A 15,738-nucleotide genomic window follows, 5' to 3' on the forward strand; every position below is an offset into this window, starting at 1 on the left:
CTCTCGTCATGAATTTCAAGAATCTACCTATCATCTGTCTTCTCATACCCATTGCCACCGGGCAGTTGTCGGGGTCGCCAGTCGATCCCGACAACCGGTGGCAAATGCGGGATTATTTTAATGCGGTCTACCAGTACGGATCCAACTTTGAAATGGAGTGGACGGGCAACTATGGTAGCGGCAGGGCCGGTTCCCTCTCTGCGGACTGGCAGGAAGCGACTTTGAACCGGATCAACTTTTACCGGGAAATGGCGGGAGTGCCGTCGGATGTTGTTTTTGATCCGGTCCTGAGTGAAAAAAGCCAGAAATCCGCGTTCATGATGAGCGCGAACAACAATTACAGCCACACACCGCCCAGCAATTGGCTCTACTGGTCCCAGGATGCATATGATGCTGCCTACAATGGCAATCTTGCCCTTGGGTCGACCGGGATCGACTCGATCCGTGGTTACATGAGCGATTATGGCTCCAATAACAAGGCCGTGGGGCACCGCAGGTGGATTCTCTACCCGAATACCTCAGTGATGGGAAGCGGGGATGTTCCAGGAACTGACCCGTCGACACGACCCGCCTCAAATGTCCTCTGGGTCATCCCCCAGACCTTTGGTGAGCGACCTGAGACCCGGGATGAGTTTGTTGCCTGGCCACCAAGAGGATATGTCCCGTCAGAGCTGGTTTACTCCCGCTGGTCCTTTTCCCATCCGGATGCGGATTTTTCCAATGCGACCGTTTCAATGGTCTCCAACGGTCAATCTGTCCCCGTGAGAATTGATTCACGGCAAAACGGATACGGGGATAACACGATTGTCTGGATTCCCAATGGCATGTCCACTTCAGGATTTGTCACTTGGCCTACCCCCGCCTCCGACCAACCAGTTGAAGTGACAGTCAACTCGGTCCGGATAAATGGTGTGACTCGCTCATTCACATACACGGTCACAATTTTTGACCCGGACAATGCAGGGTCCGGGGAATTCCATTCAACCGGATATCCCGTGGGTCCGGTCCTTGTCGATTACCCCAGTGAATTTGCAGTCAGTTCACGCCCATTTGCCGAGGGGGTCCAAGGGAGAGTTATTGAGGCGGAGCCTTACACGACAGTCCTGGATGCTGAGGATGGATTCCAGCCGTTTGAGGCCGACACATCCGGTGGATATTCCATCGTCCAGAATGGACGGCGCGCAAATGGACATTCGGCCTACCAACTGGCTAATCCGGATGCCACGACGCAGACCCTTACCCATCCCGACACCTTCATCGTCAAGGACGGGCAACCCAGGCTTTACTTCAATAGTTCACTCGCATGGGCCACCAGCGACCAAGTGGCCCGTGTCGAGATCAATGCTGGCTCAAGTGAAAACTGGCAGGAGATCTGGCGCCTGACTGGCCTGGTCCAGTCCAACAACGACTTTACAAGCGAAACCCTCGACCTCTCTGAGTGGAGCGGGAAAACCGTGCGCATTCGCTTCCGCTACTCTCTGGAAGGAACGTCCTATTACGCTGGCTCCAGTTCCAATTCAGGATGGGTTATTGATGATATTTCCCTCAGCGGAGTTGACCGGGTTGCTGAGATCGACGAGCTGCCTGCCCAGATGGGAACAAACTCCCTGCACATCACATTTGATTCCAATGAGCCAGCCTTCCTGCAGACCCGTGATTTCGCGTTTGGCGGATTTCCGCTCGACTGGGGTCCAATTGTTGAAGTTGAGCCTGTTACTTACAGCGGTATCGAAAATAGCAATACAGGAAACTGGGAATGGGATCCAGTATTTGGATACAATCAACAGCTTGATTTGGATTGGACATACGCAAGCGCCCTGGGCTGGATAAACACGGACAACTTCCCATGGGTCTGCACCACTTCAGGTTGGTTCCGGTATATGCATGGCTCAGTCGATAAAGGACTCTGGCTCTATAGTCCAGAATGGGGATTCGTGTATACTGACTCAGGAATGAGCGAGCGTTTTCGCTACGCTCCATTCACGTCCGAGTCCTCATCCTCCTTCGGAAACTAAAAGAAGTCCGGAAAAGCGGCACCGCTTGATGCCCAAAATTGGGCTGGCCCTCACGAGAGGGATTGCCTATACCTTCAAACATGCCTCAATTGAAGGAGTTGTTTGATCGCTTGGATGGCCTTATTCAGGCGGATGCCAAATCCATACAGGACGTGCGCCGCTATTTGCACGCGCATCCCGAACCAAGTGGAGAGGAAACACGCACCACGGCATTTATCGCCGACCAGGTGGAATCACTCGGCCTTAATTTCCGCATCGGTCCGGATGGCCGCGGCCTGATTGTTGATTTTCCCGGCCCGAACTGTAAGCGCTATGTTGCCCTGAGGGCGGATATTGATGCCCTTCGGCTGCAAGATGAGAAGACGGTTTCCTACCGTTCCCGTGAGAACAACTTGATGCACGCGTGCGGTCATGATGCGCACACGGCAATGGCCCTTGGCGCTATCAAGGCGCTCTCAAAAGTGCCCGATGCCCTGCCGGAAGGCATTGGCTGGCGGTGCTTGTTCCAACCGGCAGAGGAATCCGCAACAGGCGCAAAGGATATGATCAGCTGGAATGCCCTTGACCGCGTTGAAGCCATTGTGGCCCTTCATGTCGATCCGGCCCTTCATGCTGGCCAGATTGGCTACCGGGAAGGCTCCCTCACGGCTTGTTGTGAGGAGTTCGAGATTCTTGTCGAAGGCCTTGGAGGGCATGGGGCCCGCCCGCATACGACCTTTGATCCGATCGCTGCGGCTACCCAGATTGTCCAGACTGTCTATTCAGTCCTGCCAAGAAGCGTTGATTCCCGCGACCCGTTGGTTGTTTCCTTCGGCGTGATTCAGGGAGGGATCAACCCCAATGTCATTCCAGAGTCTGCCCAGCTCAGGGGAACCATCCGGAGCACCGATTCGGAACATTCCCGTGTAGCCAAACAGCGAATACGTGAAGTGATTGATGGAGTCGCCCAGATCTGCCAGGTACGCACCAGCTTTTCAATCGCCTACTCGCTTCCGCCTGTAAAGAACGACCCGGTTTTGACGGGTTTGTGCAAGTCGGCGGTTCATGATCTGGTCGGGGATGAAGGAATGGTCTATGTTGATAAGCCCAGCATGGGCGGTGAGGATTTTGCCTGGTACTTGAATGAGTGTGCCGGGTGCATGCTCAGGCTCGGAGTTGGAACTCCCCTCAAACCTGTTCGCCACCTGCATTCCTCCTGTTTTGATGTCAACGAATCCGCCCTGCCAATCGGGGCCAAGGCCCTCACCAGAAGTGTCGTTCAAATAGCCCGCCATCTGGAAAATGCCGACTAACCCGCACCTGCATTAACCCCCTTCTAAAGTATGCCTTACTCCAACTTCACCCCACCCTTCACCGACGACCTTCACCCGCTCGTTTTCAAGTCCAACAAGGAGCCAACCATCGGCGTTGAACTTGAGCTCCAACTGGTCGACTCCGAGAGCTATCAATTGAAGAGCGCCATCCTTGACCTGCTGAAGCATGTCGGGGAGGACCAGACTTGGCTCAAGCCGGAGCTGATGCAAAGCTATGTCGAGATCAATACGGATGTTTGCCGGAATATTTCTGAAGCGCGGGCTGACTTGAGCGGCAAGCTGGAGAAACTTTATGCGGCTGCCATGGCCAACGACGCGCGTATCCTCTGGGCTGGCTCCCATCCCTTCTCCGCCTGGATAGATCAGGAAATCACCCCCAGCGAACGCTACAGGAATCTGGTGGACCTGATGCAGGACACAGCGCGGCGGATTGTCACCTTCGGCATGCATGTGCATGTGGGTGTCGATTCCGGCGACAAGGCTGTCATGGTGGTCGATCGCTTGATGCGCTACATGTCGACAATGCTGGCCCTTTCCGTCAACAGCCCGTTCTGGGTCGGGCGGCAGACCGGGTTGCATTCACAACGGATCAAGATCATGGAGCAGCTTCCCGCGGCGGGGACGCCTCCCATCCTGAGAAACTACAGCGAATATTGCTGGGTAGTGAACCAGTCGATACAAAGCGGCTTTATCAACAGCATCCAGGAAATCTGGTGGGATGTGCGGCCCCACCCGCGTTTCGGAACAGTCGAAGTCAGGATTTTTGATATTCCGCAAAACCTTGAGGACGCCCTGGCGCTGACAGCCATGACGCAGTGCCTTGTTGCTGCGCTTAGCGATCAGATTGACAGCGGCGTCTACCAGCATGACATACATCCGATCGTTGTCCGCCAGAACAAGTGGAAAGCCACCCGTTACGGCATGCGGGCCGAGTTGATCGATCCGGTCACCCACAAGACAATTCCCGTCAGGGAAATGATCTTTTTCCTCTACGAGAAACTGAAGCCGTACGCGGAGAAGCTCAACTGCATGCAGGAGCTGAACCATATTATCACCATGGTTGACAATGCTTCCGGTGCAGAGCGACAGATGGAACTTTTCGAAAAGCACTCAGGTGATCTGAGGGCCGTCGTCGAAGAACTTGCCGTGCCGCGCTGAAAAGCGTGTTCCCTAACGGCAGTTAGATGAGAATTTAATTGCCAATCCTGGCAGGGAACAGTAGCGGATTATCTGCAATTGAAGACGGGTTCGCATGAAGACTAAAAAGGAAAAAGGCATCAGCCGCATTGATTCAGGATCAACTCACGGATGGTTTGTTCGGGCCTACCGTAATGGACGCACCTATTCGCGCCTTTTCAGTGATCAGAAATCGGGAAGCAAGGAGGAAGCGTATCGGCTCGCCTTGGAGTTTCGGGACAAGCTATATGAAAAGATTGGGGAAATCCCCAAGAAGCCGCGCTCACGACGGGTCGTCCTGCGGGACAGCCGCAATTCAACCGGCGTCCTCGGGGTCTGCCGGACCTCGAAGAAAAGTCCGAACGGAACCGTGAACGACTGCTACTCGGTTTCCTGGCGACCGGAACCCGGAAAGCAGAAATGTACCTCCTTCTCGATACGCAAGTACGGGGAGAAAAAGGCCTTTCAGCTGGCCGTGGCGCACCGGAAGAAGATGCTCAAGGACATTTACGGCCCAGCAGTTTTAAACCGCATGAAGGAATCGCAACCGGACCTGTAGGAAGGGAATTTATTTACCGGCTGCGGCGGCTGCGGCGGCTGCGGCACCGATTATACCGGCCAGATTGCCCGACTGGGCAAATGTCCAGGGCGTCTTCAAGTCGAGATACTCGACAAATTTTTCCTGCTTCTTGACACCCCCGCCACCGAGGATGAGGCAGTCTGGCTGCAGGAGAAACTCAAGCATCTGGAGATAACCGTTCAACCGCTTGCCCCACTTTTTCCATGAAAGATCCTGTGTCTTGCGGGCCTGCTCGGAGACCTGGCTTTCGGCGTTCTTGCCCCGGTACTCGATATGTCCCAACTCGAGATTGGGAACCAGCACTCCGTCGCTGAAGAGGACGGTCCCCACTCCGGTTCCAACGGTGACCAAGAGGACGGTTCCGGAGTCAGCGTAAGGTTTTCCCGCACCGTATTGCATTTCCGAGAAACCCGCCGCATCAGCGTCATTCAATACCCGGACCGGCCCGTCAACGACCTTTTGAAATTCCTCGGCCAGGTTTATCCCGATCAAACTATCGTGTAAATTGGTGGCAGTATGGATAACCTGCCGGTGAATAACCCCGGGAAAACCAATTCCCAGAGGACCCCGGTTCCATTGAAGATCATCGATGATCTGCTGGATAATCGGAATGATCACTTTGGCTTCGGAATGATCCGGTGTGGGAATGCGTAAGCGCTCAGTGACGAGCTCGCCTTTATCGGTATCGACGATTGCTCCCTTGATCCCACTCCCGCCGATATCTATGCCAAGTGACAACATTTGAAACCAGAGTGAGAACATTTTAATCGATTCCAACATCATTTTGCCCTGAAATGCAAAAGAGCACTCAGCATGGAATTCATCTTAACAATTGCGGCGATCCATCTGGTCGCCTGCCTCAGTCCCGGGCCTGACATATTTCTGGTCGTTCTCAACAGCATGCGACACGGCTGGCGGACGGGTGTCGCCACGACCTTTGGCATTCTCTGCGGGGTCAGCCTGCACATCAGCCTTGGGCTGACCGGCGTCTCATACCTCATAACCCGGGGAGAGGTGTTCGAAAGGGTCCTCTCGCTGGCAGGAGGCAGCTGGCTGATTTATCTTGGGCTGAAGGGGTTCATGAGCTGTCGGAGATTGGCTGCGGAAGCCAGAGAACCGGACCAGGTCCCGAGCAGTCCCGATGCCCTGCCCTTTCATGATGCCTGGACACAGGGATTTTTCGTCAATGTGCTCAACCCGAAGGCAATGCTCTTTTTCCTGAGTCTTTTCTCTGTCATGCTGGGTCCCGATCTGCCCCTTGAGATTAGAATCGCCAGCGGTGGAGTGATGGTGTGTGTCCAAGCTGTCGCGTTCTCCCTGGTGGCCTTTTTGGTCGACCGGCCCCGTTTCAAGTCCAGTTGGAACCGCTTACAGCTTTGCTTGGAACTCGGCATTTCCGTGATTCTCCTCGTTTTGGGACTTTGGATATGGATTACCTCAATTATTTCGTTGCTGAATTAGCGGAGCTTCCGAGCGGGCAGGCAGTGAAGTTGGATATTGTCTGGCCAAGCAGAAAAAAGCCCTTAGCATTTTACAAAGGTTCAATCCTCACCGAATCAAAAAGCATATGACAGACGCAGAATCATGTATTATTATCGGAGCCGGCATATCCGGCTTGCTGGCCGCCCAGCATCTCATGCGTTATGACGTTGAGGTCACCATCCTCGAAAAAAGCCGGGGCTGCGGCGGACGCATGGCCGTCAAGAAAATGGGCGAATCAGTTTTTGATTCCGGGGCACAGTTCATGACGACCCGGGATATGATCTTTCGCGAGCGCGTTGAGTCATGGCTCGACAAAGGGGAAGTGCTTCCGTGGTATCAAGGGCCCCTCAAGAATATGCGCTATGTCGGATCAAAGGGGATGACCACGGTGCCTGAGCGCATCGGGGCGTCCCTGAACGTGATGCTTTCCGAGCGGGTGACGAAGGTCAGTTTCAAGAAGAAAAAGTGGACAGTTACGACCAATCCTCACGGGACAAAGGAAAACAAAAAATATACCGCGAACTGGCTGATCATGACAGCCCCCGTGCCACAAAATTTGGAGTTGCTCGACGCTTCCGGTATCGAACTGGATTATGACGATGAGATGGAGCTCAAGAAGATCAGCTATCTTCGTTGCCTGACCGTGATGGCCCAGCTCAATGGACCTTCCGGGATTCCTAATCCGGGTGCCATGGATCTCAATCACGATGTGTTGCGTTGGCTTGGTGACAATTCCGCCAAGGGAATTTCTCCGGTGGAAGGTACCATCACCCTGCACAGCTCGCCTAAATTTGCCGATACCTACTGGGACCGGCCAGAGGAAGAACGCATTCAAGCCATGCTGGCGGCGGCCAAGCCCTTCATCAAGGCAGACGTCGTTGAAGCCATTTCACATCGATGGGGATTCAGTGATCCCGTCCGGATTTACCGGGAAAAGCATCCCTTCCGGAAACCGTATTTTATCGACGACGAGATGCAATTGGGCATGGCCGGGGATGGATTTAATGGTCCGCGCATTGAAGCCGCAGGGCTGAGCGGGATGGATCTGGCAGCCGCTATCCTCAGCCCGGTTTAGGAAAGAGATTGCCCGAGAGGCGCTAGATGGGTTGACGAAGGGCCGTAGCTGGGAAACTGTATCCATTATGTCAAAGGCAGTTCTATTGGTTAACCTGGGATCACCGGATTCCACTTCCGTTTCGGATGTAAAGCGTTATCTCGATGAGTTTCTCACGGATGAACGGGTCATCGATAAGGCATTTGTCCGGAAGGTCATCGTCCCGCTGATTATTTTGAATACGCGGCCCAAGAAGTCTGCGGAGGCCTATGCCAGCGTATGGACCGATGAAGGCTCCCCGCTGATTGTCACCAGTGAGCATCAGGCGGAAAAACTGGGCCAGTCTGTTGCCCCCAAGGTCTACTTGGCGATGCGCTACGGCAATCCGTCTATTGCGAACGTGATCAGCCAAATCCTCAAGGACGGTGTGACTTCGCTTTATGTGATCCCGCTATATCCGCAATACGCGATGTCGAGCTACGAGACAGTGGTCGTCAAAGTGATGGAGGAGATCAACCAGCAGAAGCCGGATCTGGATGTCAGCTTTCTCCAGCCTTTCTACAATGACCCGGATTATCTGGATATTCTTGCCGAAAGCATCGGGGAAAACCTCCCTGAAGGCACCGACAAGCTGGTCTTCAGTTTTCATGGAATCCCCGAGCGGCACTTGCGCGTCTCGGATCCCTCCCACGCTCACTGCCTGTGTGTGAAGGACTGCTGCACGCGTGCCAACCCGGCCCATGCCACTTGCTACAAGCACCAGTGCCTGATGACCGTGAAGGGCGTTGTCGAGCGACTCAAGCTCCCGGAGGACAAGTATTTCGTATCATTCCAAAGCCGGCTTGGTCGCGATCCATGGCTCACGCCGTATACGGACGCGACCCTTGCCCGGTTCGGGCGCGAGGGCGTCAAGAAAGTCCGGGTAGTTTGCCCGGCCTTTGTCACCGACTGCCTTGAAACGCTGGAGGAAATTGCTGAGGAAGCGAAGGAGATTTTCGAGGATGCCGGCGGAGAGGATTTCGCGGTGATTCCCTGCCTGAACGAGGATGACCGCTGGATACAATACCTTGCCAAACAGGTTGAGGGCTGGCTTAACTCCTAAGCTTCCAACTCCAAATCGATGAGAAACATTGAACACTGGTTGCTTTTGATCGGGACACTCGCGTATGTGGGTGCCTTGGTCCTGACTCTGGTACGTGTCCTCAATCGCCGGGAGCCCCTCCACGGGACTAATCTGCTCCTGATTCTGGGCGGATGGCTTTTCCAGACTTCGGGAATGTGGATCCTTGGACTGGACGCCGGGAGCTGTCCGATCCGAAACCCATACGAGGTCCTGCAATTCATCAGCTGGTCGATTATTGTGGTCTATCTTTTCACGGGACAGGTATTCCGCTTGTCCCTTTTTGGGACGGGTTCCGCATCACTCGCTGCCATTATAGGATTTGTGGCCTTTTTCCTGCCGGATGCCGCACACGTCGGGGCCCATACGCCTCTTGGAGGTGACCCGCGAATCGAGGCCCACGCCGCCCTTGCCTTGTTTTCCTACGGGATCTTCGGTTTGCTGGCGGTTCTCTCCGCCCTTTACCTGCTTCAGCATTTCAGCCTGAAAACAAAGAAGTTTTCCGGGATCTTCCGTTTTCTTCCATCCATCATGGATATGGATGTGGTCCTTATGCGGCTCCTGATCATGGCCTGTGTGGTCTTCACGATCTCGGTTGCCATTGGCGCCCTTTACTGGGTCGGCCACATGGACCTGGTGAGCGTGCCCAAACTCATTACCACCCTCGCCCTGTGGTTTCTTTACTGGCTCGTCCTTATCCTGCGAGCCGCCAACAAGCTCTTTGGAACGCGGCTGGCCTGGACCTGCATTATCCTGCTCCTGGCCGCCCTTTTAACGCTCTGGCCGGTTGAGGCCAGTCGGTACCATGGCACTCCGCCCGCCTTGGACCAACTGGAACATCCGGACACCAGCGAAATTCCCCCAGCTCCCTGACCATGTCGACTGATTCCCCCCGTCTTTTCACGATTGGCTGTAATCATCACCGTACTCCCCTCGAAATTCGCGAGCGGATGGCGTTGACGGCTGAGGGCGTGCGCTGTCTGCAGGATCGTCTCAAGAGCAATCCCGCAGTCAAGGAAGCGGCCATCCTCAACACCTGTAACCGGATCGAGATCTATGCGGTCTATGAAAATGGTGATTGGAGACAGGATGTAGCAAAACTGCTCCATGGAGTGGAGAATTTCCCGGTGGAGGAATTCATCAAGCATTCCTATTCCCACGAGAACCTTGAAGCGGTCAAGCATGCCTACCGTGTTGCCTCCGGACTGGATTCGCAGATGGTCGGGGAGACCCAGATTCTCGGGCAAATGAAGGATACTTATGCCGAGGCGATCGAGAGCAAGACGGTCGGGCCGGTCCTGCACAGGTTCTTTCAAAAATGTTTCCAGGCAGCCAAATGGGCACGCACCGAGACGAAAATCGGGGCGGGACAAGTGAGCTTGGGCAATGTCGCCGTGGAGCTCGCGGTCCGGATTTTCGGCAGGCTGACAGTGAGCCGGACGCTGGTCATCGGATCGGGCGAAGCCGGACGAGATGTTGCCAAGGCCTTCCGCAGCCGTGGAGTGGCCTGCATGTCAATTGCCAGCCGTACACACGAACGCGCCGAAGCATTGGCGAAGGATGTGGATGGCCTCCTCATTCCTTTCAGCACGTGGGAAGAAAGCCTTCCCTACGTCGATATTGGAATTTTCGCTACTGCGGCACCCCACTCCCTGCTCAATCGGGAGATGATCGAGCAGCACTTGGGCAAGCGTCCCCGAAAACCGCTTTTCCTGATCGACTTGGCTGTTCCGCGGGACATCGAGACCGAGGTTGCCGGAATCCCCAATGTCTACCTCTACAACCTTGAGGACCTCGCCAACATCGCCAACGAAAACCTGAAAAGCCGTCAGCAGGAAATGGCCAATTGCGTCATCGAGCTGGAGAAAAAAGCCCACTACCTGTGGGAACGCCTGAGGCTAGGTTAACTTCTCATCAAAGTAGATCTATTTCTCGATCCCCTCGCGAGCCGGCACGCCCTGCGTGTAGTAATGCTTCACCTCGCGCATTTCCGTCACCAGATCGGCCCGCTCGATCACCTCAGGGGCCGCCCTCCGACCGGTAAAAATCAATTCAGTCTCCTTTGGCCGGCCATCAATTAATTCCAGTGCCGCCTCCAGGCTGATCAGCTCAAACCAGATTGCCATGTTGATCTCGTCCAGGATGACGATCCGGTATGACCCGGACATAAGTGCCTCCCGGGCCTTTTCCAATCCCTCCGCCGCCAGGGCACGCTGGGCCTCGGTGATCTTCCCCTTGTATACCCAACCCGGATCCCCGTACTGCTCGTGGGTAATTGATCCAAGCTTCGGGATCGCATGCAACTCACCATAATCCTGACCCTTCATGAACTGCCCGATATACACCGGTAAGCCACGCCCGCTCGCACGCAAGGCCAAGCCCAACGACGCCGTTGTCTTGCCCTTTCCCTCGCCGGTATAGACCTGAAAATATCCGTCCTTTGCTTCTTCGCTCACCCCTTAAGAATGGCCCCTTTCGGATAAATCCGTCAAATGGTAAAAAAGAGTTGATTTCATGACCCTTCCATGGCCACATATCCCCTTCCCCAAACGGAGAGATGGCTGAGTGGCCGAAAGCGCCCGCCTGCTAAGTGGGTATACGGCGTAAAACCGTATCGAGGGTTCGAATCCCTCTCTCTCCGCCAGTATTCATGCTGGCTAGAGCCCGGCCACCCCAAATTACTGTCTCGTTCCTGTCGTTTTGTGTTGCATAAGTGAACTAATGTATACCATTATGTAAGGAGTGGCAACGAATACAAATTCAGTTGAATTCCCTCCGAAATCCGGAATCAAGATCCGGCCGATCGACAACGCCAGTGCCGGCAAGAAATTCGGGATCAGTTATCAGGTAACCGTGCCAGCAAAAGTCACTGGCAAGCGCCGGATTCGGAAGCAGTTCCCCTCATACAAGAAGGCCGAGGCTTGGGCCAAGAAGCAACACAGGGGGATTCAAACGGACGGCCACGCCTTCTTTAAACTCTCTGGAACTGAGCGTCAGGAGGTCGGTGTCATGGTTCCTAAATTAAGGGACAAGGGAATCAGTGTCACGGAGGCCATTCAGTTCGCTCTGGACCGCCTCAGACCGTCCGGCGGGGAACGCACCCTGTCTGAAGTAATAACCGAGTTGCAGTCATACAAGCTCAAGCGGCATGAGGCGGGGGATCTGGCTTATCATTCCCTCAGGGACTTCAACACCCGCACAGGTGTGATCAAATCCGCCTTGGGCGATTATTCGATCCACGAGATTGATTCCGCACAGGTCAAGGCGTGGCTTGCAGGGATCAAAGGCTCAGACCGTACGCGCAAGAATTATCTACGGATAATCAGTGAGCTTTTCCGCTACTCCACGCAAAAGAAGTACATACTACTGAATCCAATCGATGATCTCAGCGACCACGACCGCAAAGAGCTCCACGGGCGATTGATGAACAACGGTGATGTTGGGATTCTCACCGTCAACCAGGCAGAGGACCTGCTACACTTCACTCGGGATCGATGGCCCGAATTTCTGGGGATTATTGTCCTTGGGCTTTTCGCTGGGATCCGGACTGAGGAATTGCAGAAACTCACATGGGACAAGGTCAACCTCAAAGATGGCTACATCACCATCGATGCGACAATCAGCAAGAAGCGCCGTATCCGCCACACTACCCTGCCCGACAATGCCAGGGAATGGATTCTAACCATCAGTGATCGAAAGGGAAATATCTCACCCTGTTCAGGCAAGGCGTTCGACAATGTGTTCGTCAAACTTCGCAGGGAGGCCGGTTACGCAGACAAGAAGAAACACTCAACCTGGCCGCGCAACGCAATGCGGCACTCTTTCGGGACTTACCATTACGCCCTTCACGGCGACGCCACCAAGACCGCAAAGGAGCTTGGTCACAAGGAGGGGGACCAGGTGCTGTTCGATCACTACCGAGCCCTGGCAACGAAGGCACAGGGAGAAGCCTTCTTCGGCATCAAGCCGGGGCAACGGAAACAACAGGCCTTAAAATTTAAGGAGAAGAAAGCATGAGTGAGGATAAAACCCAATCTGACTACAAGGCTGTTCAAGAATCTATTAGAGACATTTCTTTCAATCTCCAGTGGGGTTCTAGGATAAAGGAAAGAACCCTAGCTGCGGAGCAACTTTGGAAGATCGCATTTTCCGTAGTGACGCAACTTGACGAAGCAAAAAATAACCCAAAAGCCGCGAAGGCAGTTGAAAAAGTATTTAGGCAGAAAATGCTGTGGCCAGTACTTCTGACCGGCGACAAAAGGTTAGACGCTGAAAGGCTGGCAAGGATTCGCACAAAAAAGAAGGGTCCGGACCATGATGAACTTTATCAACTTGTTGGCTCAGTAATAGCCAAATTCGAGCTCCTTCGTCAGGGTGAAGCGGTTCTTCCTCGGGAAAGCCCTGCGCTCCTAAGCAAGATCCAGTCCATGCCACCTTTAAGTGCCAAAACAAAAGCGAAGTGGAAAAGTCTTATCGTGGAGAAAATTACTCTGATGGGATTGAAGAGTGATGCCCACAAACCAATCCGCATGGCTGTCGATCAAAGAGCTATAAGTAAGTTGGCGGCAAAGAAGAAAGCGCGACAAAAGAAGCTAAATGATTACATCGCTGCCAATCCATGCCCAGGATTCTATGAAGAGGACAGAATTAAGACTTGGAAAAAGGAGATTGCCCAAATGGAAGTACCTACTGATTCCCATCGTCGTGCTGCACTTGGAGATCTAATTGGAGAGAAATTAGAGCACTTCATTAAAAAGGTCTGAGAATTCTGCCTCGAATAAACAGACCCTCCGAAATTGGTAGGGGCTGCACCATTATGCATGCTGGGGGGCATGAATGAAAACAGTAGTATCAAGTGCACGCCCTTCGGGCTTTCAGTAAAACAAGCTGCTCTACAGATTAATCTGTCCGAGAGAACGGTTCGGAAGTTGATCGAACAAGGTGAGTTGCGGGCTGTCAGGATCGGAAGGCGTGTGATTTTGCGCCCGAAGGACCTGGAGGATTTCATGGAGAACAACCTCGTTTAGGGTAGAATGGCTCTGACCGAGGAGTGTAAGTCCTTCAAGGAAAGGCACGGCCTTCTTGAAGTGGCAGATCGTCTTGGCGTTTCCCTCAAGCGAGAAGGTCGCTCTTACAGAATACGCAAAGACAACTCTGTTATATTTTTTCAAAAGGGAAATCAATGGAGATGGGAGGATAAGGCTCGGCCAGATGTCGGAGGAGACCAGATCGACTTTATTCAATGGCATGAAGCCCTTGACGATACCACAGCCGCACTCCGGAGAGGTCATGAACTTTTCGGTGAACCTTTCACCTACAACCCGCAATGCAAAGCGAAAAAGAAGCTCAAACCCTTCTCACGAGAGGATTGGTGTAGGCGAATTGCCCAATCCCGTAAATTACCTCGGCCGGACCTGTTAGAAAAGTTCCCCCTTCTTCAAGTGCCTCAGTTCAAACACAACCCGGACCCAAATTATTGGGGAATAGGTCCTCCGGATTCAGGAGCGGAACAATACAGGCGGGTTGATGGAAAGCTCTTTAAGGACGGCCCAAAGGCGAAGCGACTAGTGGGGGTCAAGAATCGGCCTATTGGAATTAGCAACATCAACCCCGCCTCGGAGAGGATTCACCTTGTAGAGGGAGAGGGAGATGCATTGGCAGTATGGACCCTGCTTGATGATCGTTTCAATTTGGACCTCAGCATTCAGAGCATAGTTGTATTTTGTGGTGCTGATGTTCGCCTGCGCCCAAAAGAGGTTGAAAAGCTGATAGAATTGCCGATCACGATCTGGGCGCAGGACGATCTTCCAGGTCTTGAACTGGCCGTTGACAGCTACCAGAAGCTGGTGGACGCAGGGTGCGATGTAGTTGTTATGCTTCCATCTACGGTTGGAGCCGATTGGGGGGATTACTATATTAAGAGACGATTCCTTCCCTTGGAGTACGACAAGAAATGGGTGGATGTATTTGGCTGGGATAATTTGATCAGGTGGGCGAGAATCCGCAACGAGCACAAGGAAATCCAGGAAGAGGAAGCAAAGCTCAAACATCGAGCGAACGGGAGGAAGGGAGGAAGACCCAGTGGTCCTAAAAGGTTGATCGTCGAGTCATTATTTCGCAGGGCCCCGACTCTCCAAGCTGGCGAACTTTGTAGAAGGGTTGGCATGGAGCCTAACGCATCCAACAAGCGGAATGTGCAAAGGTGGATTAAGGCTCTCAGTGGTGCGACAAAACCCACTATTGAAAAGGGCGAAATAAAGGGGTGCGACAAAACCCCTACCAAACCCTCCGAAGAGGCTCACAGACTGTCATTAGAGGCTGTTGGGTACTGAATCCCTCATCCTATGGGGGAAGAGTAAAAGAAAAAGCCTGCGGATAATGAAGAGTAGGAGGTTAAAGGCAGAAAGGGTATCCCGCACTCCGAGTTGAATGAAGTAATACCTCCTTCCATCACGAACCGTTTTCAACTCCTCGCCGCCTCACACCCAATCCACATCAATTACTGAGCAACTTTTCCTTCTGTATCTGGAATTCTTCTTCGGTTAAGATGCCCTTCTCTTTAAGTTCGTTGAGCCTGATTAGTTCTTCGTAAAGGTCGGCTTTCTTAACAGCGGGTTGATCGGTCTTGATATTTATATCGTGGCTGATGTCTAACTTCTCGTCAGACTCTCGCAGATTCGGACGGCCCAATTCCGGATCACCTGGTTTTAATGCCCGAAACACCAAATCAGCTGATGGAGCGTTTCTGCCCATACGGCCAGGTTCTGCATTGAATGAAACCGGCATCATGACCAACCCTTTAGATTCACAATACTCACTGGCTTTCTGGAAGACATTCTCTCTTACAGATGCCGTGCTGAAGCCAGCTCCACTTGAGGTTACCATATATGTGTCTTCGCCAACCGAAATAACCTCAGAAGTATTACAACCCCCGAGAAACCCACAGATGATAATCACCGATAACAGAATTATTGATTTAATATTTTTCATAAAATCTT

General features: G+C 53.2%; 16 protein-coding genes and 1 tRNA gene. 14 read left to right on the forward strand and 3 right to left on the reverse strand.

Annotation, left to right across the window (positions count from 1 at the left end; translation table 11 throughout):
• Positions 1–8: 8 nt before the first annotated feature.
• From G0Q06_RS11710 to G0Q06_RS11725, 4 genes are all read left to right on the forward strand, one after another.
• The gene (locus G0Q06_RS11710; protein WP_163966178.1) at positions 9–2,015 is read left to right on the forward strand and encodes a CAP domain-containing protein; all 2,007 of its coding nucleotides are present in this window, start codon (positions 9–11) and stop codon (positions 2,013–2,015) included.
• A gap of 80 nt (positions 2,016–2,095) precedes the next feature.
• Positions 2,096–3,307 carry a M20 metallopeptidase family protein gene (locus tag G0Q06_RS11715; protein WP_163966181.1) on the forward strand — a complete coding sequence of 404 codons (1,212 nt, stop codon included), beginning with the start codon at positions 2,096–2,098 and terminating at the stop codon, positions 3,305–3,307.
• Positions 3,308–3,337: 30 nt separating this feature from the next.
• Positions 3,338–4,486, forward strand: a complete 1,149-nt coding sequence (locus tag G0Q06_RS11720) for a carboxylate-amine ligase (protein WP_163966183.1) — start codon at positions 3,338–3,340, stop codon at positions 4,484–4,486.
• A gap of 94 nt (positions 4,487–4,580) precedes the next feature.
• Positions 4,581–5,063: an AP2 domain-containing protein gene (locus G0Q06_RS11725; RefSeq protein ID WP_163966186.1), complete on the forward strand. Its 483-nt coding sequence runs from the start codon at positions 4,581–4,583 to the stop codon at positions 5,061–5,063.
• Positions 5,064–5,072: 9 nt separating this feature from the next.
• Here the strand turns inward: G0Q06_RS11725 and ppgK are convergent, their stop codons facing one another.
• Positions 5,073–5,825, reverse strand: coding sequence for a polyphosphate--glucose phosphotransferase (gene ppgK, locus G0Q06_RS11730; protein ID WP_163966187.1), 753 nt, complete (start codon positions 5,823–5,825; stop codon positions 5,073–5,075).
• Between the two features lie 72 nt (positions 5,826–5,897).
• Here ppgK and G0Q06_RS11735 point away from each other — a divergent pair, with 72 nt between their 5' ends.
• The 5 genes from G0Q06_RS11735 to hemA all read left to right on the forward strand — a co-directional run bounded on the left by G0Q06_RS11735 (position 5,898) and on the right by hemA (position 10,647).
• Positions 5,898–6,545 carry a LysE family translocator gene (locus G0Q06_RS11735; protein WP_163966190.1) on the forward strand — a complete coding sequence of 216 codons (648 nt, stop codon included), beginning with the start codon at positions 5,898–5,900 and terminating at the stop codon, positions 6,543–6,545.
• A gap of 106 nt (positions 6,546–6,651) precedes the next feature.
• Positions 6,652–7,641: an NAD(P)/FAD-dependent oxidoreductase gene (locus G0Q06_RS11740; RefSeq protein WP_163966192.1), complete on the forward strand. Its 990-nt coding sequence runs from the start codon at positions 6,652–6,654 to the stop codon at positions 7,639–7,641.
• Between the two features lie 67 nt (positions 7,642–7,708).
• Complete coding sequence (hemH, locus tag G0Q06_RS11745; RefSeq protein WP_163966195.1) at positions 7,709–8,722, forward strand: ferrochelatase; 1,014 nt, start codon at positions 7,709–7,711, stop codon at positions 8,720–8,722.
• Between the two features lie 18 nt (positions 8,723–8,740).
• Complete coding sequence (locus G0Q06_RS11750) at positions 8,741–9,613, forward strand: cytochrome C assembly family protein (protein WP_163966206.1); 873 nt, start codon at positions 8,741–8,743, stop codon at positions 9,611–9,613.
• Positions 9,614–9,615: 2 nt separating this feature from the next.
• Positions 9,616–10,647, forward strand: coding sequence for a glutamyl-tRNA reductase (gene hemA, locus G0Q06_RS11755; RefSeq protein ID WP_163966208.1), 1,032 nt, complete (start codon positions 9,616–9,618; stop codon positions 10,645–10,647).
• Positions 10,648–10,665: 18 nt separating this feature from the next.
• Here the strand turns inward: hemA and G0Q06_RS11760 are convergent, their stop codons facing one another.
• Positions 10,666–11,196 carry a cob(I)yrinic acid a,c-diamide adenosyltransferase gene (locus G0Q06_RS11760; protein ID WP_163966211.1) on the reverse strand — a complete coding sequence of 177 codons (531 nt, stop codon included), beginning with the start codon at positions 11,194–11,196 and terminating at the stop codon, positions 10,666–10,668.
• A gap of 95 nt (positions 11,197–11,291) precedes the next feature.
• On the opposite strand from G0Q06_RS11760, the gene G0Q06_RS11765 reads away from it, so the two are divergent.
• From G0Q06_RS11765 to G0Q06_RS11785, 5 genes are all read left to right on the forward strand, one after another.
• Positions 11,292–11,384, forward strand: a tRNA-Ser gene (locus G0Q06_RS11765).
• A gap of 98 nt (positions 11,385–11,482) precedes the next feature.
• Positions 11,483–12,757, forward strand: a complete 1,275-nt coding sequence (locus G0Q06_RS14710) for a tyrosine-type recombinase/integrase (RefSeq protein ID WP_163966214.1) — start codon at positions 11,483–11,485, stop codon at positions 12,755–12,757.
• Complete coding sequence (locus tag G0Q06_RS11775; RefSeq protein ID WP_163966216.1) at positions 12,754–13,503, forward strand: hypothetical protein; 750 nt, start codon at positions 12,754–12,756, stop codon at positions 13,501–13,503. Before G0Q06_RS14710 ends, G0Q06_RS11775 begins: the two co-directional genes overlap by 4 nt.
• A 69-nt stretch (positions 13,504–13,572) precedes the next feature.
• Positions 13,573–13,767 (forward strand): helix-turn-helix domain-containing protein, encoded by a 195-nt coding sequence (locus G0Q06_RS11780; protein WP_163966218.1) that lies wholly within the window; start codon positions 13,573–13,575, stop codon positions 13,765–13,767.
• A 6-nt stretch (positions 13,768–13,773) separates the two neighbouring features.
• A complete protein-coding gene (locus tag G0Q06_RS11785; RefSeq protein ID WP_163966220.1) occupies positions 13,774–15,072 on the forward strand; it encodes a hypothetical protein in 1,299 nt (432 codons plus the stop codon).
• Between the two features lie 163 nt (positions 15,073–15,235).
• On the opposite strand, the gene G0Q06_RS11790 is transcribed toward G0Q06_RS11785, so the two are convergent.
• Complete coding sequence (locus G0Q06_RS11790) at positions 15,236–15,730, reverse strand: SHOCT domain-containing protein (protein ID WP_238710778.1); 495 nt, start codon at positions 15,728–15,730, stop codon at positions 15,236–15,238.
• Between the last annotated feature and the right edge of the window lie 8 nt (positions 15,731–15,738).

The organism is Oceanipulchritudo coccoides (assembly GCF_010500615.1).
Lineage (GTDB): Bacteria > Verrucomicrobiota > Verrucomicrobiia > Opitutales > Oceanipulchritudinaceae > Oceanipulchritudo > Oceanipulchritudo coccoides.